This is a genomic window from Paenibacillus sp. NPDC058174, from assembly GCF_042883865.1.
Lineage (GTDB): Bacteria > Bacillota > Bacilli > Paenibacillales > Paenibacillaceae > Pristimantibacillus.
The window spans coordinates 1023321-1043269 of the sequence record NZ_JBHVUY010000002.1; the positions used below are offsets into that span (position 1 = coordinate 1023321).

General features: G+C 51.1%; 18 protein-coding genes. 17 read left to right on the plus strand and 1 reads right to left on the minus strand.

Annotated features, from left to right (window positions below):
* Positions 1–72: 72 nt before the first annotated feature.
* Positions 73–741 (plus strand): fructose-6-phosphate aldolase, encoded by a 669-nt coding sequence (gene fsa, locus ACFVVF_RS16130; RefSeq protein WP_387811351.1) that lies wholly within the window; start codon positions 73–75, stop codon positions 739–741.
* A 70-nt stretch (positions 742–811) separates the two neighbouring features.
* On the opposite strand, the gene ACFVVF_RS16135 is transcribed toward fsa, so the two are convergent.
* Positions 812–1420, minus strand: coding sequence for a TetR/AcrR family transcriptional regulator (locus tag ACFVVF_RS16135; RefSeq protein ID WP_387811354.1), 609 nt, complete (start codon positions 1418–1420; stop codon positions 812–814).
* Positions 1421–1681: 261 nt separating this feature from the next.
* On the opposite strand from ACFVVF_RS16135, the gene ACFVVF_RS16140 reads away from it, so the two are divergent.
* The 16 genes from ACFVVF_RS16140 to ACFVVF_RS16215 all read left to right on the plus strand — a co-directional run bounded on the left by ACFVVF_RS16140 (position 1682) and on the right by ACFVVF_RS16215 (position 19657).
* Positions 1682–3145 carry an MDR family MFS transporter gene (locus ACFVVF_RS16140; RefSeq protein WP_387811356.1) on the plus strand — a complete coding sequence of 488 codons (1464 nt, stop codon included), beginning with the start codon at positions 1682–1684 and terminating at the stop codon, positions 3143–3145.
* A 448-nt stretch (positions 3146–3593) separates the two neighbouring features.
* Positions 3594–6254 carry a valine--tRNA ligase gene (locus ACFVVF_RS16145; RefSeq protein WP_387811359.1) on the plus strand — a complete coding sequence of 887 codons (2661 nt, stop codon included), beginning with the start codon at positions 3594–3596 and terminating at the stop codon, positions 6252–6254.
* A gap of 49 nt (positions 6255–6303) precedes the next feature.
* A complete protein-coding gene (locus ACFVVF_RS16150; protein WP_387811362.1) occupies positions 6304–7680 on the plus strand; it encodes a bifunctional folylpolyglutamate synthase/dihydrofolate synthase in 1377 nt (458 codons plus the stop codon).
* A gap of 7 nt (positions 7681–7687) precedes the next feature.
* A complete protein-coding gene (murC, locus tag ACFVVF_RS16155) occupies positions 7688–9076 on the plus strand; it encodes a UDP-N-acetylmuramate--L-alanine ligase (protein ID WP_387811365.1) in 1389 nt (462 codons plus the stop codon).
* A gap of 142 nt (positions 9077–9218) precedes the next feature.
* Positions 9219–10718 carry an SPOR domain-containing protein gene (locus tag ACFVVF_RS16160; protein ID WP_387811367.1) on the plus strand — a complete coding sequence of 500 codons (1500 nt, stop codon included), beginning with the start codon at positions 9219–9221 and terminating at the stop codon, positions 10716–10718.
* Between the two features lie 62 nt (positions 10719–10780).
* Positions 10781–11023: a DUF4321 domain-containing protein gene (locus tag ACFVVF_RS16165; RefSeq protein ID WP_387811370.1), complete on the plus strand. Its 243-nt coding sequence runs from the start codon at positions 10781–10783 to the stop codon at positions 11021–11023.
* A 67-nt stretch (positions 11024–11090) separates the two neighbouring features.
* The gene (locus ACFVVF_RS16170) at positions 11091–11711 is read left to right on the plus strand and encodes a Maf family protein (RefSeq protein WP_042164873.1); all 621 of its coding nucleotides are present in this window, start codon (positions 11091–11093) and stop codon (positions 11709–11711) included.
* 91 nt (positions 11712–11802) lie between these two features.
* Positions 11803–12492: a RadC family protein gene (gene radC / locus ACFVVF_RS16175; RefSeq protein WP_042164751.1), complete on the plus strand. Its 690-nt coding sequence runs from the start codon at positions 11803–11805 to the stop codon at positions 12490–12492.
* 41 nt (positions 12493–12533) lie between these two features.
* Positions 12534–13562, plus strand: a complete 1029-nt coding sequence (locus tag ACFVVF_RS16180; protein WP_387811372.1) for a rod shape-determining protein — start codon at positions 12534–12536, stop codon at positions 13560–13562.
* A 43-nt stretch (positions 13563–13605) separates the two neighbouring features.
* On the plus strand, positions 13606–14487 hold the full coding sequence (gene mreC / locus ACFVVF_RS16185) for a rod shape-determining protein MreC (RefSeq protein ID WP_387811375.1): 882 nt from the start codon (positions 13606–13608) through the stop codon (positions 14485–14487).
* A 5-nt stretch (positions 14488–14492) separates the two neighbouring features.
* Positions 14493–15017, plus strand: a complete 525-nt coding sequence (gene mreD, locus ACFVVF_RS16190; protein WP_387811377.1) for a rod shape-determining protein MreD — start codon at positions 14493–14495, stop codon at positions 15015–15017.
* 86 nt (positions 15018–15103) lie between these two features.
* The gene (locus ACFVVF_RS16195) at positions 15104–15733 is read left to right on the plus strand and encodes a septum site-determining protein MinC (protein WP_387811526.1); all 630 of its coding nucleotides are present in this window, start codon (positions 15104–15106) and stop codon (positions 15731–15733) included.
* Positions 15734–15748: 15 nt separating this feature from the next.
* Entirely contained in the window at positions 15749–16540 is a 792-nt protein-coding gene (gene minD / locus ACFVVF_RS16200; RefSeq protein ID WP_042164744.1) for a septum site-determining protein MinD, read from the plus strand.
* Positions 16541–16547: 7 nt separating this feature from the next.
* Complete coding sequence (locus ACFVVF_RS16205) at positions 16548–17693, plus strand: FtsW/RodA/SpoVE family cell cycle protein (RefSeq protein WP_387811382.1); 1146 nt, start codon at positions 16548–16550, stop codon at positions 17691–17693.
* 100 nt (positions 17694–17793) lie between these two features.
* Positions 17794–18786, plus strand: a complete 993-nt coding sequence (locus ACFVVF_RS16210) for a peptidoglycan DD-metalloendopeptidase family protein (RefSeq protein ID WP_387811385.1) — start codon at positions 17794–17796, stop codon at positions 18784–18786.
* The gene (locus ACFVVF_RS16215; RefSeq protein ID WP_387811388.1) at positions 18779–19657 is read left to right on the plus strand and encodes a M50 family metallopeptidase; all 879 of its coding nucleotides are present in this window, start codon (positions 18779–18781) and stop codon (positions 19655–19657) included. Before ACFVVF_RS16210 ends, ACFVVF_RS16215 begins: the two co-directional genes overlap by 8 nt.
* Positions 19658–19949 lie beyond the last annotated feature (292 nt).

Sequence of the window (19949 nt, forward strand, 5' to 3'; positions counted from 1 at the left end):
GATGCGCGGCCGCCTTATGGGAGAAGCTTATTATAAGCATGCACGATAAAACGATGTGACGGAGGAATGATTTTGAAATTTTTTATCGATACCGCAAATATTGGAGATATCCAGAAGGCTTACGGAATTGGCGTATTGTCGGGAGTAACAACGAATCCTTCGCTAGTGGCGAAAGAGGGCGTCAAATTCGAGGACCGTATCGCAGAGATATTGCAACTGGTGCCGGAGGTGGAATCGGTGTCTGCAGAAGTAACGCCAAACGCATTGTCGGCGGAGGAGATGATAACAGAGGCGAATGAGCTGATCAAAATCAACGGCGGCGACAGCAAAATTACGATTAAGCTTCCGATGACACTGGCCGGATTGGAAGCTTGCCGCTACCTGACGAAGAAAGGCGTCAAAACGAATGTTACGCTGATCTTCACCGTTAACCAAGCGCTGCTAGCGGCTCGCGCCGGTGCAACGTATGTGTCGCCGTTTCTAGGCCGCTTGGACGATATTTCGGAAGACGGCGTGCTGCTTGTGTCCAAAATTGCCGAGCTGTTTCGTGTGCATAAGCTGGACGCGCAAATCATTGCCGCATCGGTCCGCCACCCGGATCATGTGACCCGTGTTGCGATGGCAGGCGCGCATATCGCGACCATTCCGTTCAGTGTCATCGAGCAGTTGACCAAACATCCATTGACGGATCAGGGCATGGAAAAATTCGCTGCCGACTGGTCGAAAGCGCCAAAGTTATAAAGCCGTGTATGTATAACATAAAAAAGCGTCTGCCGCCCTCAATTGAAGTTAAGAGAGTAGGCAGACGCTTTTATTTGGGCAAAAACAGCGGATCAATGGACGTTTGACAAAAACAGGCGGCAATTCTTTCGGTTGAATAGCCTTTCACTTTTTTCAAATACATGTAGGATTCCGGCGGAAAGCTGGTGATTAGCATATGGGCTACGAACTCAATATCCAGCTCAATCAGCTCATGCTTCTCTTGCGCTTCCAGCAAAAGCGACTGATAGGTGCGGTACAGAAACTGATACGGAGGCGAGTTGAAAAATGTCGCTTGATCAGGTTCGCAATGTCTGGGTACTTGAATGACGCTAATCCAGTCAAATTCATCATCCAGAAATCGGATTAAATGATGGATAGTCAGTGTGAAGCGCTCCTGCACAGACGAATCTTTTTGGTCAAGAAGCAGCTTATCGATGCTCGCGGCAAATGTCGAGAAGTTGTCTTTCATCAAATCCATGCACAAATCCGACTTATTAGCGTAACGGCGATACAGCGTACCTTGTCCAATGTTGGCAGCTTTGGCCACTTGATGCATGCTGACAGACTCGACCCCATGTTCGGCAAATAACAGTTTTGCAGTGTGAAGTATCGTTTTGCTGACTTCCATCGCGTCCTTTTTCTTCCTGGCTGCAGGCATGGGCAAACCCTCCTTTTCAACATTTTGAGCGTGTTAATAATTATTTAATGATTGAATGCGTATTCGTATATTGACATGCGGACAATTGTCCGGTAATATCGAACAGCGGACAATTGTCCGCAAACATAAGCAGTCCTGTCTCTCGACAACTACATTGTATATTTGCAGCGGGGAGAGGTCAAGGCATGCGCTTATAGATATAAGAACTTTGCCGTAGGCTATAAGCCTGTGAGACAAAGCATTTGGGAGGAGAAGAGAAGCATGTCAGCAACAACAAACAGCGCGAACCTGTCGATTCGCTCGATTATCGCGCCATTGCTCGCCATTATAGTCGGGATGTTCATGGTCATCCTGGACGGGACGGCGATGAATGTCGCACTTCCCAAACTGAGTGAGGACTTCAACGGCGCATCCTTTACACTCGTGCAATGGACTGTTACCGGTTATGCCTTGGCGCAATCGGCCGTCATTCCGTTAGCAGGCTGGCTGTCCGACCGTTTCGGCGCCAAGCAAATTTTTCTAGTGTCTGTCATTTTGTTTACGATCGGCTCTGCGCTTTGCGCATTGGCGACTACTGCTGAACAATTGATCGTATACCGTATTATTCAAGGTCTTGGGGGCGGTATGGTCGCTCCAATCGCAATGGCCTTCACTTACCGTCTCAGCCCTCCGGGCAAGCAAGGTGCGGTAATGGGAATGATCGGCATTCCGATGCTGCTGGCTCCGGCTCTTGGTCCGGTACTGTCCGGCTGGCTTGTCGAATATGTAAGCTGGCACTGGATTTTCCTGATCAATCTGCCGATCGGCGTTTTAGCCGTTATTATCGGTATTCGTACGCTGCCTGTCATTCAACGTCAATCCGTGCCGCAGCTTGATGTTCTCGGCATGATTTTTGCACCGCTGGCCTTTGCCGGTCTGGCATACGGCGTCAGCGAGGGCGGCACCGACTGGGGCTCAGCCAAGACGCTTACAGGCTTGATTGTCGGCGGTGTATCGCTTATTATTTTCATCATTGTAGAACTAAATCGCAAACAGCCGCTGCTGGAGCTTCGGGTGTTCAAATCGGGCAACTTCTCCCGCGGCGTAATCGTACAGTGGGTATCGCAAATTGCGCTGTTCGGCACATTGTTCCTGTTCCCGCTGTTCTTGCAAACGGCTAAAGGCTATTCGGCTTTGGAGACTGGTTTGATCCTGCTGCCTCAGGCGCTTGCTGCAGCCATTTGCATGCCGATTGGCGGCAGGCTGTTTGATAAGATTGGCGCAAGACCGCTTGTTATTACGGGCCTTGCCTTCGTTACAATTGGAGCGTTCCTGCTTTCGAACATTTCGGCTACCGCCGGCGTCGGCTCCTTTATTGTGCCGCTGATTCTGCTTGGCGCAGGCATGGGCTTGTCGATGATGCCGCTGAACACGCATATTATTCAATCTGCGCCTCCTGAGCTTGTAAGCCGTGTCACTTCGCTGACAGGTGCTGCACAACAGGTTATGACTTCGTTCGCGGTAGCGGGCCTTGCTACCATCCTTGCCCGCCGCAGCGTGCATTATGCGACGACAAGCACGAACCCGCTGGACGTCATGTCCTCAGCTTATGGCGATACGTTCCTTATTCTCACCTGCATCGGCGTAGCGGGCGTCTTGTTCGGCTTCCTCTTGACAAAGCCGAAGCGTTCGGATGCCGAAGGCACGGAGAAACCGGAAATGCAGATGATGATGGGCGGCCACTAACGGATTTGATCCATTATTGAACGCGAAATTAAGGCTGCGAACATTGACTTTCTATAGTCGATTCGGGTAGAATATTGTATATCTATCTTTATCGACGTTGAAGGGGAAGAGCTAGCAGCCAAGCCATCAGAGAGCGGAGCCGTAGCGCTGAGAGGTTCCGTAGGAAGTTACTGCTACCAGTCGCCCTGGAGTTGCTTGGAGGACGCGGGAAGCTAAAGGCAAGAACGCTACCGTCAATTCAAGCCGGCCGCAGCCGTTATCTGTTCGAGTGCCGTGTGCAGTTCTGCACGGAACAAAGGTGGTACCACGGAAGCTGAACCTTTCGTCCTTTGCTATAAGGGCGGAAGGTTTTTTTGCATGTTTGCCTGCTTCAGGCCACCGTTTACGATTCACTCTGTTAAGCCGGCTTTGCCTGGCAAAGCCTTTATAATTAGGAGGATGGAAATTAATGGCCGACAACCAAACGACGCCGGCAATGCCGACGACCTACGATCCGAAAACTGCGGAGCAAAAGTGGTATGACTTTTGGAAGCAGGGACAATTTTTCAAAGCGGGCAACCGTCCTGACGCGGAGCCGTATACGATTGTCATTCCCCCGCCGAACGTAACGGGAATGCTTCATATCGGGCATGCGCTTGACTTTACGCTGCAGGATATTCTCATTCGCACCAAGCGGATGCAGGGATACGACGCGCTTTGGCTTCCGGGCACGGACCATGCGGGTATAGCAACGCAAACGAAAGTGGAGCAGAAGCTACGCGAGCAAGGCATCACCCGCTATGATCTGGGACGGGAAGCTTTCCTGGAGAAGGTATGGGAATGGAAGGACCAGTATGCCAATACGATTCGCGATCAATGGGCGAAAATGGGCCTGTCGCTCGATTACTCCCGTGAGCGCTTTACGCTGGATGAAGGCTTGTCCCAAGCGGTTCGCGAGGTATTTGTCAGCTTTTACGAGAAAGGCCTTATTTACCGGGGCAAAAAAATTATTAACTGGGATCCGGCTGCACGCACCGCGCTGTCGGATATTGAGGTTGAATATAAAGAGCTGAACGGCCATCTGTATCACCTGCAGTACCCGCTCAAAAACGGCAAAGGCTTCATTACGGTAGCGACGACACGTCCGGAAACGATGCTGGGCGATAGCGCAGTTGCCGTAAATCCGGAAGATGAGCGCTACGCCGATCTGATCGGAGAGCTTATCGTACTGCCGATTACCGGCCGCGAGATTCCGATTATTGCCGATGATTATGCGGAAAAAGAATTCGGTTCGGGCGCTGTAAAGATTACGCCTGCCCACGACCCGAATGACTTTGAAGTTGGCCTGCGCCATGACCTGCCGCAAATTATCGTGATGGACGAGACGGGTGTCATGAACGAAGAGGCCGGCCCGTACGCCGGTATGGATCGTTTCGAGTGCCGCAAGCAGCTTGTGAAGGACTTGCAGGAGCAGGGCGTTTGCGTCCTTATTGAGGATCATGTGCACCAAGTTGGCCACAGCGAGCGGAGTGGAGCGGTTATTGAGCCGTACTTGTCCACGCAATGGTTCGTTGCGATGAAGCCGCTGGCTGATCGGGCTATTGAAGTTCAGAAGTCGGGCAACGGGGTTCACTTTGTACCTGACCGTTTCGACAAAACGTATTTGCAATGGATCGAAAATGTACGCGACTGGTGTATCTCCCGCCAGCTGTGGTGGGGTCACCGCATCCCGGCTTGGTATTGCGGCGCTTGCGGTGAAATGCATGTGGCGCGCGAAGACATTACCGCATGTCCGTCTTGCGGCAGCTCCGATCTGTCTCAAGACAATGACGTTCTCGATACGTGGTTCAGCTCCGGACTGTGGCCGTTCTCTACATTGGGCTGGCCAGAGCAGACGGAGGACTATAAACGGTTCTATCCTACGAATGTTCTTGTAACGGGCTATGACATCATCTACTTCTGGGTTGCCCGCATGATCTTTACGGGTCTGGAGTTTACAGATCAAATTCCGTTCAAGGATGTTCTGATGCACGGTCTCGTTCGCGATTCCGAAGGCCGCAAAATGTCCAAGTCGCTTGGCAACGGGGTTGATCCGCTTGAGGTGATCGAGAAATACGGCGCTGACGCGATGCGCTTTATGATCTCGACGGGCAGCACACCAGGCCAGGACTTGCGTTTCCGCTGGGAGAAGGTGGAGCAGGCCCGTAACTTTGCGAACAAGATCTGGAACGCATCGCGGTTTGCGCTGATGAATCTGGAAGGCTTCAAAACCGAGGATATCAATATTAATGTAGAGCTGGGCACAGCGGACCGCTGGATTCTTCACCGTCTGAACGAGACGGTACGCGAAGTGACCCGCCTGATCGACAGCTATGACTTCGGAGAAACCGGCCGTCTGCTGTACAACTTCATCTGGGATGATCTTTGCGACTGGTACATCGAGTTCGCGAAGCTCAATCTGTACGGCAGCGATGAAGCGAAAAAACGCGCGACGCAATCCGTACTCGCTTATGTGCTTGACCGCACGCAGCGTCTGATTCACCCGTTCATGCCGTTCATCAGCGAAGAGATTTGGCAGCATCTGCCGCATGAGGGCGAGTCGATCACTGTTGCTCCATGGCCGGTATATGAGGCAGCGCTTGAAGCTCCTGAAGCTGTGAAGGAAATGGAACTGCTGATGGATCTTATCCGTTCCGTACGCAACGTTCGCGCGGAAGTGAATGTGCCGATGAGCAAAAAGATCGAGCTGCTGATCAAGCCTTCGGATGCAGCGGCAGAAGCGCTGCTGCAGCGCAACGAGGAGTTTATCGTCCGCTTCTGCGGCACATCCAAGCTGGAAATCGGACTGTCCCTGGCAGCACCGGACAAAGCGATGACCGCAATCATAACAGGAGCGGAGCTGTACTTGCCGCTCGCGGGCTTGCTCGACATTTCTCAAGAAATCGCCCGTCTGGAGAAAGAGCTTGCTACGCTGAACAATGAAGTGGAGCGTATTGAGAAAAAGCTTGGCAACGAAGGCTTCGTAGCGAAAGCGCCTGCCAAGGTTATTGAGGAAGAGCGGGCAAAAATGGCGGATTACGCCGACAAACGCAGTAAAGTAGTGGCTAGAATAGCGGAGCTGCGCGGCTAATTTAAGCGCTGGCGGTTCATGAATCGAGATGGAAGAAGGAAAGACAACCATGAACGATAACCATATACAAGAGGTGCAGGGCGCTCAGCTCCGCACCTATGCCGAGGCTGTCAATTGGATTAACGGGCTGATTCCGTTTGGAATCCGTCCCGGTCTGGAGCGGATTGCCAAGCTGCTGGAACTCGTGGGCAATCCGCAACGCCGGCTGAAATTCATTCATATTGCAGGTACGAACGGCAAGGGCTCCACATGCGCTTTTCTGACAAGCATTTTAATGAAAAGCGGTTATGACGTAGGTACGTTTACTTCTCCTTATATCACGAAGTTTACGAACCGGTTCCAATACAATGGCGAAGATATCGAAGAAGAGACGCTGCTTGCGCTTGCGAATGAGCTAAAGCCGTTTGTGGAAGAGATTTCGGCAACGGAGCTCGGTTCGCCGACGATGTTTGAAGTGGCGACCTCGCTTGCGATTCTCTTTTATGCGAAGGTCAAATTTCCGGATTACGTCGTATGGGAGACCGGCCTTGGCGGCCGTCTGGACGTTACGAATATCGTAACGCCGGTCATTTCTGTCATCACCAATATCGGTCATGACCATATGGATCGTCTTGGCGGTACACTGACTGAAGTTGCCAAAGAGAAAGCCGGAATTATTAAAGCCGGCGTTCCGGTCGTCAGCGCGGTTGCGCAGCCGGAGCTTATTGAAGTGATAAAGCAGACGGCGGCAGACAAGAAGAGCACGCTCTATTTGCTGGGCGAGCAGTTCAAGTTTAACAGCCTGTCTGTACAGGAAGATGAGCAAAGCTTCAGCTTTGAAGGACTTTTCCGTCCGATTGAGAAGCTGACGATATCGCTTAATGGCGCTCATCAGATGACTAACGCAGCCGTGGCAGTCATGACGCTGGAAGTACTTCGCCAATATTACGCGCTCATCGTCGACGACGAGGCGCTTGAAGAAGGACTTCGTCTTGCTGCATGGCCTGGACGCCTCGAAATGGTGTCCCATGCGCCGCGTATTTTGCTCGATGGAGCCCATAATCCCGAAGGAGCGGAAACGCTCGCTTCGGCACTGCAAACGACTTATCGCTATGATCGTTTACATCTAATGATGGGCATGCTGGAGAATAAGAATCATAGCGATGTCATAAAGCATATACTGCCAATAGTGGATACGCTTATCGTGACCGAGCCTGATTTCCGCAACAAATGTGAGGCCGGCTCGCTTGCTGACCTGATTCGCAGCGAACGGTCCGAATCGCATGCCTTTGAGCTCATCGTGGAACCGGATTGGCGCGCAGCGCTTGAAAAGCTGCAGCAGCTGACCGGAGATGATGACCTGGGTGTTGTGTCCGGATCGCTATACTTAATCGCTGACGTTCGCTCCCGCATCCTGTACAACTCGGAATCTGAAAAAGGTTGGTGAACCGTCTTTGAATACAGCAGAACATGTTCATTTCATTGGAATCGGCGGCTATGGCATGAGTGCGATAGCCCGCGTCATGCTCGAAATGGGCTATACCGTAACGGGATCAGACGTCGCCCGTCAAGAACTGACGGAGAAGCTCGCTGCTAAGGGAGCGCAAATCTATATCGGTCATGAGCCGGAGCATGTCAACGGAGCAGACCTGGTCGTCTATTCGACCGCTCTGTCCAGAGACAACGTAGAGCGGAAGGCGGCGGAAGCGCTGAACATTCCGGTGCTTCACCGCGCCCAGATGCTGGCTCGCCTTATGAATGCGGGCAAAGGAGTAGCGGTTGCCGGTGCGCACGGCAAGACGACGACCTCCTCGATGATCGCTCTTGTCATGGAGCATTGCAAGGCTGATCCGACTTATATTATCGGCGGCGAGATTGTCAATGTCGGCACGAACGCTAAAGCTGGAAAAGGCGAATATGTCGTAGCTGAAGCGGATGAAAGCGATGGCTCTTTCCTGCAGTATCATCCTTCCATTGCGATCGTTACGAACATCGAGCCGGATCATCTTGAGAACTATGACGGCGATTTCGAAAAGCTGAAGACAGCCTACGTTCAATTCCTGTCGCAAGTGAAGGAAGACGGCAAGGCTATCGTATGCGCGGATGATGAGAACGTCACGGAAATTTTGCCTCGGCTGGATGCAGGCGCTCGCGGGCGGCTCATTACGTACGGCATTGAAGGCGATGCGGAGTACAAAGCGGAGAACATTACGCTTGGCGACCGCAAGGTGGCATTCGATATGACCAAGGGCGGGACCAAGCTTGGTACGGTTAACCTGTCCGTACCGGGCAGACATAATGTTTATAATGCAATGGCAACGATTATTACTTGTCTGGAAGCGGGCTTGCCGTTCCAGGAGGTTGCTGATGCCATTCATGAATTCCGCGGAGCGAAGCGCCGTTTTCAAGTGCTCGGCGAGATCAATGAAATTCTCGTCATTGACGATTACGCGCATCATCCAACGGAAATTCAAGCGACAATCAGCGCAGCGAAAGCGACCGGCAAGCGGATTGTTGCCGTATTCCAGCCCCAGCGCTATACACGGACGTTTTTCCTGCTGGATCAATTCAGCCGTGCATTTCCGGAAGCGGACGAGGTTGTGATTACCGATATCTACTCGCCGGCCGGCGAGCAGCAGATTGAAGGCGTCAATTCCCGCAAGCTTGTAGAGCTGATTCAAAGCAACAGCAATGCGAATACAGCCTACATTCCGACGAAGGAAGAAGTGCTGGAATATTTGAAGGCCAAAGTTGCGCCTGGCGATCTCGTCATTACGATGGGAGCCGGCGACATTTGGAAGGTTGCCGATTCGCTTGCGAAATCGTTGAAAGAACAAGCGTAACAGAAATAGGAGATGCCCGACCGGAACGACGCCGGACCGGGCATCTTTTTTTTGCAGCGGTGTCTTGGCGGTTTCATGCTCATAATTCTCTTAACGCTCTCATAAACTAGCAATAGAAGAATGGGACAAGGAGAGAGTTGACATGAAATCCAACAATCGCATTACTTATCGTTTCGACCGCAGCGGACAGCCACTTCCAGATAGCAATCGCCAAGAGATGAAGAATAATGGTACAAGAACACAGGGAGATGCTCATGATCCTTGGAATGCTGAAGATGTTAACCGTACGGCAGTCCCGGCTTCGGCGTCACCGTCTAAGACCGCTTCTAAAGTCGTTCCGATTTATAAAGAAAGCTATGATTCATATAGCATGAGCGGGGAATTTACGCCCTGGAATACAGCGTTTCAAGAGGATGTCGGCGCGCTTGAGCAGCTTATACGCGACACAGACAATCCGAAGGATAGAGAAAACCGGAGCCGTACGCCAGAGATTCAAGAGAAAGCGGAGCAGCGTTCTGCCAAGCCTAAAGCGGTAAATCGCAAAGCTGCCGCCAAGGATGGATCAAACCATTCATTCAATTCCGAGCTGGAGATTGAGCGTAAAGGGGATGTACAATCACAACCACAATCACAACCAGATGCAGGCGCTGGGGCAGGGGCAGCCTATTATGCTGAGGAATTCCCTGAGGAAACAGCCGGGATTGATGGCAGGGGCAAGCATGAATGGACCGTCAAACGTTATTCGGCCCCGCCTTCTTGGATGAAAGTGTTTCTGTCCGTGGCGGCGGCGCTTGCAACAGGTGCTTTATTCGGTTATTTGCTGCTTAATTTGTTTACAGGTACGCCAGTCTGGCCTGGAGAGGGGACAGGCGGTGCCGCGAAACCGGTTGACGGAGCCATCGCCGGCCCCGGACAGGGAGGCGGCAAAGCCCCGGCAGGCAAAGGAAACGGTGCGAACCCTGGAAACGGAACTGCAGCAGCAGGAGAGGTAACCGGCAAAGGAAGTGCCTTCGCTAATCTTTCTCTTCCTGTACAAACCTACTACATGCTGCAATACGGCGTATTCAGTAATGCTGAGGGGCTGCAGGCGGCGCTAGCCGACCTGCAAAGCCGCGGGAACGCGGCGGCAGGCTTTTATACAGGAACCGATTATAGAGCGTACACAGGGCTGGCAGGGGATCGTGCGCAGGCGGTCACTCTTGGTAAAACATTAAGCGGTATGGAGCTTTATGTGAAGCAAGTGGACGTTGAAGTGCCGCAGCAATTTCCGTTTAGCGGAGATGCAGCAGCAGCGGAAGCTTTTTTCAGCAGAACGGCGGAGCTGGTATCGATGTTTGATAAGCTTACGCTGACACAATTGGAACAGCCGCAATTATCTTCGCTCAGTTCGGCGGCGTCTAAAGCTTGGTCGGCTTCTCATCAGAGCTGGACAGAGAGTGTGAAGGCGATGGAAGCAGGAGTAAAGGACAAAGAAGGACAGGCTTTTCTCATAAAATTAATTCAGTCCGTCAATTCCGCCGCCAAAGGACTTGAGGAATACGATAAAAAGCCGTCACAATCGCATTTGCAGGCCATTCAAAGCGATTTGATGGAAACGATTCTGACACAAAAGCAATGGTTTGAGTCCGTGAGCGCATTGTAATGAAAATCAAACCTAAGTATAATAGGAAACAGGTGTCAATTAATGGCGAGAGGCGTTGAATCATGAAGAAAAACGGCTGGATTTTATTGCTTTTCCTCATACTCGGCTTGCTGGCAGGCGCATTGCTTGCGCGCTGGCTGGAACCGGTATCCGGATTATCCTTTTTGACCAAAACGATTCAAACTTCTTGGTCTCCTGCCGTCGATCTTTACGCTCTCCGCCTCGATCTTTCCATCCACCTTCAGATCAGCTTGCTAAGCATCATCGGAGTTGCCGCAGCAATATGGCTCTATCGCAAAATATAAACCGCATAGCTTATGCGGTAAGTTATAAAGGAGAACGGGATAGTTGAAATCGAAACATGCCAACGAAATGCAAATGCAGCCGATTAGTCAGCTCGTGCTGGCATCATCGTCTCCGCGCCGGAAGGAACTGGTCGCATCGCTGGGCCTTTCCTTGCCGGTTTATATTTTGCCCTCTGACGCTGACGAGTCTGTACCAGAAGATTGGACCCCGGGGCATATCGTAGAGCAGCTGAGTCTGCGCAAAGCGCGGGCTACAGCGGCGATTTTGAGCGAGAAGCAGGAGGAGTCGTCCTCCATCGTCGTCGGTGCCGATACGATTGTTGTCGTCGACGGCGATGTGCTCGGCAAACCCAAGGACCGCAATGATGCCTTTGGCATGCTAAAGAGACTGCAAGGGCGTTCCCATGAAGTTTATACGGGAGTTGCCTGTTTGCCGACCGGGAATGGACTGGCTGTCGTCAAGCATCGTATGACCAAGGTTTATATGAAGCCGCTGAGCGATGAAAGAATTTCTAAATATATCGCAACAGGAGAATCGGATGACAAGGCTGGCGCATACGGCATCCAAGGTTACGGGGCGGCGAATGTCGACCGTATTGAGGGCTGCTATTTCAATGTCGTCGGATTGCCGATCTCGCTTTTGTCGGACATGCTTCTTGAATTCGGCATTGATGTATTTGAAGCCTAAACGTCCGGCATAGGACAGCGATAACTAACTATTGAATTGAACAGGTACTATTGACAACGATCGTTATTAAGAGTTGAGGGAAGGGATGGACATGGAGTCGCAAGGCGAGCTGTTGCGAAATGTCCCCCATGATGAACGTCCAAGAGAGCGCATGATGCGATATGGGGCCGAAGCACTTAGCCATACTGAACTGCTCGCGATTCTGCTGCGTACAGGTACAAAGCGGGAATCGGCCGTTCATTTGGCTGGTAAAATTTTGAAGGAATGCGGCAACTTACGCAATTTGGTTGATATGAGCATGGACGAGCTGACGAAAATTAGAGGGATCGGACCGGCTAAAGCGGTGCAATTGCGTGCGGGCATTGAGCTCGGACGCCGAATTACACGCAGCCGTCATGGTGAGACGGTCACGGTACGCAGGCCTCAGGATGCGGCCGATTATGTAATGGAGGATCTCCGTTACTTGAATAAGGAGCATTTCGTCTGCTTGTTTCTAAATACGAAAAACCACATTATTGCCCGGGAAACATTGTCGATCGGCACGTTGAATGCCTCGCTTGTCCATCCGCGGGAAGTGTTCCGCGCGGCGATCAAATGCAGCAGCGCATCTCTAATTTGCGTTCACAACCATCCAAGCGGCGATCCGCAGCCTAGTCCCGAAGATATCGCGCTAACGAAGCGTCTGATGGAAGCCGGTGAATTAGTAGGCATCGAAGTGCTGGATCATCTGGTTATTGGAGATGGAAGGTTTATCAGTTTGAAGGAACAAGGTTATTTGTAATATAATAAGTGGGATTGTCGCAATTAGAAGGGAGCATTAACATGTTTGGTGGTTTTTCGAAAGATCTGGGCATCGACTTAGGAACGGCGAACACGCTGGTTTTCGTTAAAGGAAAAGGAATTGTAGTGAGGGAGCCGTCGGTTGTGGCCCTTCGTACGGATACAAAAACGATTGAAGCAGTAGGCGAGCAAGCGAAAAAAATGATCGGCAGAACGCCGGGCAATATTCGCGCTGTACGTCCGATGAAAGACGGCGTCATCGCTGATTTCGAGACGACTGCTACAATGATTAAATATTTTATTCGTTCGGCGCAAAAGCAAAAGTCGCTTTTCCCGCGTCACCCGAACGTTATGGTATGTGTTCCTTCCGGCATTACAGCGGTTGAGAAACGTGCTGTTGAGGATGCGGCAAAGCAAGCTGGCGCACGCGAAGCTTACACGATTGAGGAGCCTTTCGCAGCAGCAATCGGCGCTGATCTTCCTGTATGGGAGCCAACAGGCAGCATGGTTGTTGACATTGGCGGCGGTACGACTGAGGTTGCCGTTATTTCCCTGGGCGGTATCGTAACGAGCCGTTCGATCCGGGTTGCCGGCGATGAAATGGATGAATCGATCATTCAATATATCAAACGTTTCTACAATTTGATGATCGGCGAAAGAACGTCGGAGCAGCTGAAAATGGAAATCGGCTCTGCGCTGCCGCTTGATGCGCCTGAATCGATTGAAATTCGCGGCCGTGACCTCGTTACAGGCTTGCCGAAGACGCTGCCGATTACGGCTGAGGAAATTACGGAAGCGCTGATGGATACAGTGAATTCGATTGTTGATGCGGTGAAAATTACGCTTGAAAAATGCCCGCCGGAGCTTTCTGCGGACATTATGGATCGCGGCATCGTATTGACAGGCGGCGGAGCGCTGCTTCGCAATTTGGACAAACTGCTGGCTCGCGAGACAGGCATGCCTGTCATTGTAGCGGACAACCCGCTTGATTGCGTGGCGATTGGAACAGGCCGTTCGCTTGACAATATTCATTTGTTCAAAAACAGAAGCTCGTCCCGTTCGAAACGTTAATCTGGCCGCGGCCGCCATACGGAATTGTAAATGAAATAGGCAGGTGATTGAGCTGTTTAAGCTGTTTAGAAATAAGCGGATGTTTATGCTTATGTTCGGCTTTATACTGTTCATTGCGGTCATCGGTTTTTCGTTAAGCGACCGTAAAGAACTAACAATGCCAGAAAAGTTTCTTGGCGATTCCGTTGGTTTTGCGCAGAGTCTATTCTACAAGCCCGCTGGAATTATAGCGGGCTTCTTTGAGGATATCCGAAACTTGCGCACGATCCATGAGGAAAACGAACAGCTGAAACTGCTGGCAGCCGCTTATGCGCGTGACAAAATCAACTATAATTTTATCGAACAGGAAAATAAGCGTTTTAAAGATGAACTCGAATTCACGGAACGCCAGAAGCAGCTTTACAATTATAAATACCGGATTGCTCAGGTTGTCGCAGTGAATAATGACACATCCAACCGTACGATGGTGATCAATCTGGGCTCGAAGAATGGCATTAAGAAAAATATGGCAGTTACGACAGTAGATGGATTGATCGGCCTTGTCAGCGAGGTTCGCCCGTTTACGAGCACGGTTATGCCAATCACCGAACTGGATGAGAAATCGCCGAATTCTAACTTAATTGCAGCTACGATTTTAGGCAAAACAGATTCTTTCGGTATCATAAGCAGCTATAATCAAGAAACAGATCGTCTCATGATGACGAAAATCGATGAGAAAGACAAAATGATTGTCGATGATGTCGTCATTACATCGGGACTTGGCAATGTATATCCGCGGGGTCTGGTTATCGGTACGGTAGAGAACAAGCAGGTAGGCGATTTTGGTCTTACATATACCGCATCGGTTAAGCTCGCGGCTAAATTCGACCATTTGACCGAGGTTTTTGTCGTTGAAGTTCAAGATATCGAGGATGCTGCAGAATGAACGGGATGAGCATCAATCGACTCATCGGCGTAATGTTTCTGCTATTTATTATTGAAGGCACGATTATGCCTTGGATTATTCCGGTTGACCTGGCGGGAAGAATCGTTCCTCACTTTACGTTCGTATTTGTCATTTACGCTGCTTTATACAGCGGCCGGCACCATGCCTTGCTGCTGGGGATCGGCTTCGGCATGCTGCAGGATGTCGTCTTTTTCGGACATTTGATGGGTGTACATGCTTTTGTTATGGGACTTATCGGATATTTCACAGGATTGCTTCTGGAGCGCAAGCGCAGCACGCTGCTGACAGCTCTGTCGGTCATTGGCCTTGCTGCTCTGATCAATGACACGTTCGTTTATTTTATTTACAAAGCATTCCGCATTACGAATGAAACCTATGCTTGGGCGCTTCTGGATCATATTCTTCCAAGTCTTTTCCTGCAGCTGGTCTTCGCTTTGATCTGTTATGTGCCTGCCCGGAAGCTGTGCGAGAGCAGCTGGTCGCGCGGCTCGGAAAAGGAAGAAGAATAAAAAAAAGGCTATAAGCAGGAATTTGGGCGTTGCGAAAAGAATGGAATACGTTGGGAGGGACAGACGTGACCGAGAAGCAGCATATCATGATAAAAGGCGTAAAGGAAGGTCTCGTTTTCCTTCTCGACGACCAGTGCGAGTTCGCCGTCTTAATGGATGAATTGCAGTACAAGCTTGAAAAAACGCATCAGCAGCTGTTGACCGGGCCTTTGGTTCACGTACATGTGAAGCTCGGGACGAGGCAGCTCGTCGACGAAGATAAAGATCGGATTCGTTCGGTAATCCGGGCGCAAGGGAATTTGATCGTGCAATCGGTCGAATCGGAAGTGCAGCCAGCCGATAAAATAGAAGCCCCGACCGGACCTCGTGTCCTTACAGGCATGATCCGATCCGGGCAAATGGTCGAGCATGACGGAGATTTGCTGCTGACAGGCGATGTGAATCCTGGAGGCACGATTTTATGCACGGGTGATATCTATGTGCTTGGCGCATTAAGGGGAGTTGCCCATGCAGGTGTTGGAGGGCGGACCGATGTCATTATCGCCGCCTCGCTTATGCGTCCGACGCAGCTGCGGATCGCGGAAGTGATCAGCAGACCGCCGGAGGAGTGGATGAGCGGCGACGCCGCCATGGAATTCGCTTATTTGCATGACGGCAGCATGCAGATCGATAAGATTACGCAGCTGTTCCGTTTGCGCAGCAATCCGATTATGTGAAGAGGGGTGTAACGTATGGGAGAGGCAATTGTAATTACGTCCGGTAAAGGCGGAGTCGGCAAGACGACGACATCGGCAAATTTAGGTACGGCGCTCGCTCTGCTCGGCAAAAAGGTTTGCATGGTCGATACAGATATCGGCTTGCGTAATCTGGATGTTGTCATGGGGCTTGAAAACCGTATTATTTATGACCTGATCGATGTGGCCGATGGCCGTTGCCGGTTGAATCAGGCGCTGATTAAAGATAAGCGCTTTGATGAGCTGTACATGCTCCCGGCCGCTCAGACGAAGGATAAAAATGATGTTCAGCCTGATCAAGTGAAGCAAATCGTCCTGGAGTTGAAGCAGGATTTTGATTATGTCATTATCGATTGCCCCGCAGGCATCGAGCAGGGCTTCCGCAATGCCATAGCCGGTGCAGACCGCGCCATCGTGGTGACAACACCAGAGAATGCGGCAGTGCGTGACGCTGACCGGGTTATCGGACTTCTCGATAAAGAGAAGATCGCTTCGAAAATTATTATTAACCGGATTCGGAATAATATGGTGAAAACTGGCGATATGCTCGATATCGACGAAATATGCCAAGTTTTGGCCGTTGATTTGATCGGTATCGTACCGGATGATGAGAAGGTAATCAAGGCTGCCAACGCAGGCGAGCCGACGGTTATGGATCCTTCCTCGCGTGCGGCGATTGCTTATCGCAACGTTGCCCGCCGTATATTAGGCGATATGGTTCCTTTGATGCTGCTCGATGAGAAAGCTGGCGCCTTCAAGCGCTTCCGCAAGTTTCTTGGAATAGGATGATTGCCTTGTGCTTAACAAACTGAAAAAAATCGACTGGGGCATTATTGCAATTCTCATCTGCCTCATGTTCATCAGCACGATTCTCGTCCGCAGCGCTACGCATGACAATGCTCTGTATCATAATTACGATGTAAAGACGCTTATCTACTATGGAATCGGTTTTTGTATCGCAATTATGGCGACGGTGTTTGATTATCGTATTTTGCTGAAGGGCTGGCATGTGCTGTATGGCATTGGTGTAACGCTGCTCATTTTGGTTTACTTCTTCGGCTCGGAAATAAACGGTGCCAAGGGCTGGTTTCAGCTTCCGGGCTTTCTGTTTCAACCCGCCGAAATTATGAAGATCATTATTATTATAGGCATTGCCTATATTATGGGCAGACGGCAGGGTGACAAGCTGACGTTCACGAAGGACCTGATGCCGGTAGCGGTATTTGCCTTCCTCCCGTTCATGCTCGTTATGATTCAGCCGGACCTTGGCAATGCGATTATTTATCTCGTTATTGTTCTCGGGATGCTCTGGATTGGCAACGTCAAGTATACGCATGTGCTTGTAGGTCTGGCGACAGTTATCGCCGCAGTCGTATTGTTCGTGTCACTATTCAACACATTTAACTCGCAAATTTATGACTATTTGGATCTGCACAAAAAAAAGCACTGGTACCAGCGGATTAATACGTTTATTAACCCGGAGCAGGCGTCTCAAGATGATAAGCATCAGTCGGTAAATGCCAGAATCGCAATTGGTTCAGGAGGCTTAAGCGGCGACGGCTATATGCAGGGCGATATGCTGAAGGGCAAATTTATTCCGTATCCTTATTCAGACTCGATATTTGTCGTCGTCGGGGAGGAATTCGGGTTCCAAGGCTCAGCGGTGCTGCTGCTGCTGTACTTCCTGCTTATATATAGGATGATTATCATCGCCTTCAAGTGTTACGATCAGAAAGCTTCATTTATCGTAATCGGAATTGCAACGATGTTCGTATTTCAAATTTTCCAGAACATCGGAATGATGATAGGGTTAATGCCGATTACCGGCATTACCTTGCCTTTTGTAAGCTATGGCGGCACATCGCTTCTTCTCAATATGATTTCGATCGGGATTGTTTTCAGTATTAAAGCACATCAGGAAAAATACGAGCTTGCCGATTGATTGCGGGCGCTCGCACCTCTTGCCGAGGAGCGGGCGCTTTTTGTTTTTTCTCCGAAGCTCATCCGAATACTTGTCTCATTCTCCTCATAGATATGAGTAAATGAACAAGCTCTCGCAGCAGGCGCGTTCGCTGCATGCCGGGGAGAGGGAGGAACTTTCGATGAATGCGAAGGACGGTATACGCCAGCGGAGACAAGAGAAAATTAAACGATTGCTAGAGCAGCAGGCCGCGCAGCCAAGAAATGACCGGATTGATTATAGAGCGGCAGGAACTGGAGATTTTCCGGTGACCCCGCCGGTTGGACGGCCGATTCGAGCCGAGGAACGGATCACGCATGAGCTCGACCCCGAGAGGCAATGGAAGACGAACCCTACTCCATGGCTGGGCTGGGGAGTCGAGGACGAGGACGGGCGGAACGGGAGTCAGGGGGGGCGGGATGATAATTGGAACAGCTATGGAAATGGCGGCGGCTGGCACGGATTCCGCAAAGAGCTAAAGTGGAAAGTTATTGCGGCGGTAGTTTTGTTTGCTGCGATATGGGGAATGTACCAATATGATGCCGATTGGACGATTGAAGGCCGGAGCTTCGTAAAGAGCGCCTTAACGGAAGAAATGGATTTTGCAGCTGTTGCAGCATGGTACAAGCAGACCTTTGCCGGTGCGCCGTCTTTCATTCCGATATTCGGAGATGAGACGAAGCAGGCGCAATCCGCAGAGGGAACCGTGCAATTGCCGGTCGTTTCTCCGCTTCCTGACGGTGCGCTTGTAAAGACGTTCGCCGAGCTGCTGGATGGAATCGAGCTTGCTGGTGCGCCTAAGGAAAAGGTTGCTGCTGTCGAGACCGGCCGCGTGCTGCTTGTGACGGAGGAGAGTAAAGCCGGCGTTACAGTTGTGATTGAGCATGCGAATCAACGAACGAGCATTTATGCAAAGCTTGGGGCAGCGGATGTGAAAGCGAATGACTGGGTGGAGGCGGGCGACACAATCGGTACGCTGGGTGAAATGAGCGGGGACGAGCCCAGCCTGCTTTATTTTAAAGTGAAGCAAAATGACCGTTACATCGATCCAGTGAGCGTGATACCGATTGGTTAAATGGCTGGGCATCCGCTGGTCGTTTCATCCGCTGTTTGTTCTTGTCATGATTGCATCTCTCGCTACCGGTTTTTTCTCGGAGCTTCTCACTTTGTTTCTAATCGTTCTCGTTCATGAAGCGGGTCATGTCATCACGGCTAGAGCGTTCGGCTGGACCGTACGTGAAGTGAAGCTGCTGCCATTCGGCGGTGTTGTTGAAGTTGATGAGGCGAGCGGGCTCCCTGCAGGCCAAGAAGCGCTGGTCGCGATAGCGGGACCGCTGCAAAACCTGTGGATGGGACTGGCGGCATGGGGCTGCGGTCAGCTTGGCTGGTGGGATGCGGAATGGGCGGCTTATGTATGGAAAGCCAATATGATGATTGGCCTTTTTAACTTGCTGCCGATCTATCCGCTCGACGGGGGGAAGCTGCTGCAAGCGGCTTTCAGCTATGGCTTTAATTATTTCTCGATGATGAAATGGACGGCACGCATCAGTATCGCGCTGAGCGCCATGATGATTTTGTTTTCAGTGCTGATTGCTTTCCGGCCAAACGGAGGCATTCAGTTGAATCTGCTGGCTATCGGTATTTTTTTGCTGTTGACCAACTGGACTTACTATCGCAATATTCCTTATTTATTCGTACGCTTTCTGATGCACCGCGACCGGGTCGCAGCGCGGGCTGCCGCACGTGGCGCTTATGCGAAGCCGCTGTTTGTAAGCGGCAGGCAGCCCATTGGTGCGGTGATGCGCCTGCTGTGGCGGGAGCAGTACCATCTCGTCTATGTGATGGAGTCTGGCGGCCAAGGGGCCAGAGTCGTTCCGGAGGAGCGGCTCATCAGTCGGTACTTGACCGAGCGCGACCCGCATCGGGCGGTGATGGAGCTGATATGACTCCGTGGCTGGGAGTGCGTGCTGCCGTTCGGACTTCGTAATTTCGGTTCATGGGACTCCGTAGTTTCGGTCCATGCTGCCGTTCTTGGTTGGGGATCGATCGCTAACCCGATCGATTGGGCAACCATCGAAAAGTCAGCCTGAACTCGAAACTACTCCGTCTGCGGGAAGGTCAAAAGCACAAGACTCCGTAGTTTCGGTTCATGCTGCCGTTCTTGGTTGGGGATCGATCGCTAAACCGATCGATTGGGCAACCATCGAAAAGTCAGCCTGAACTCGAAACTACTCCGTC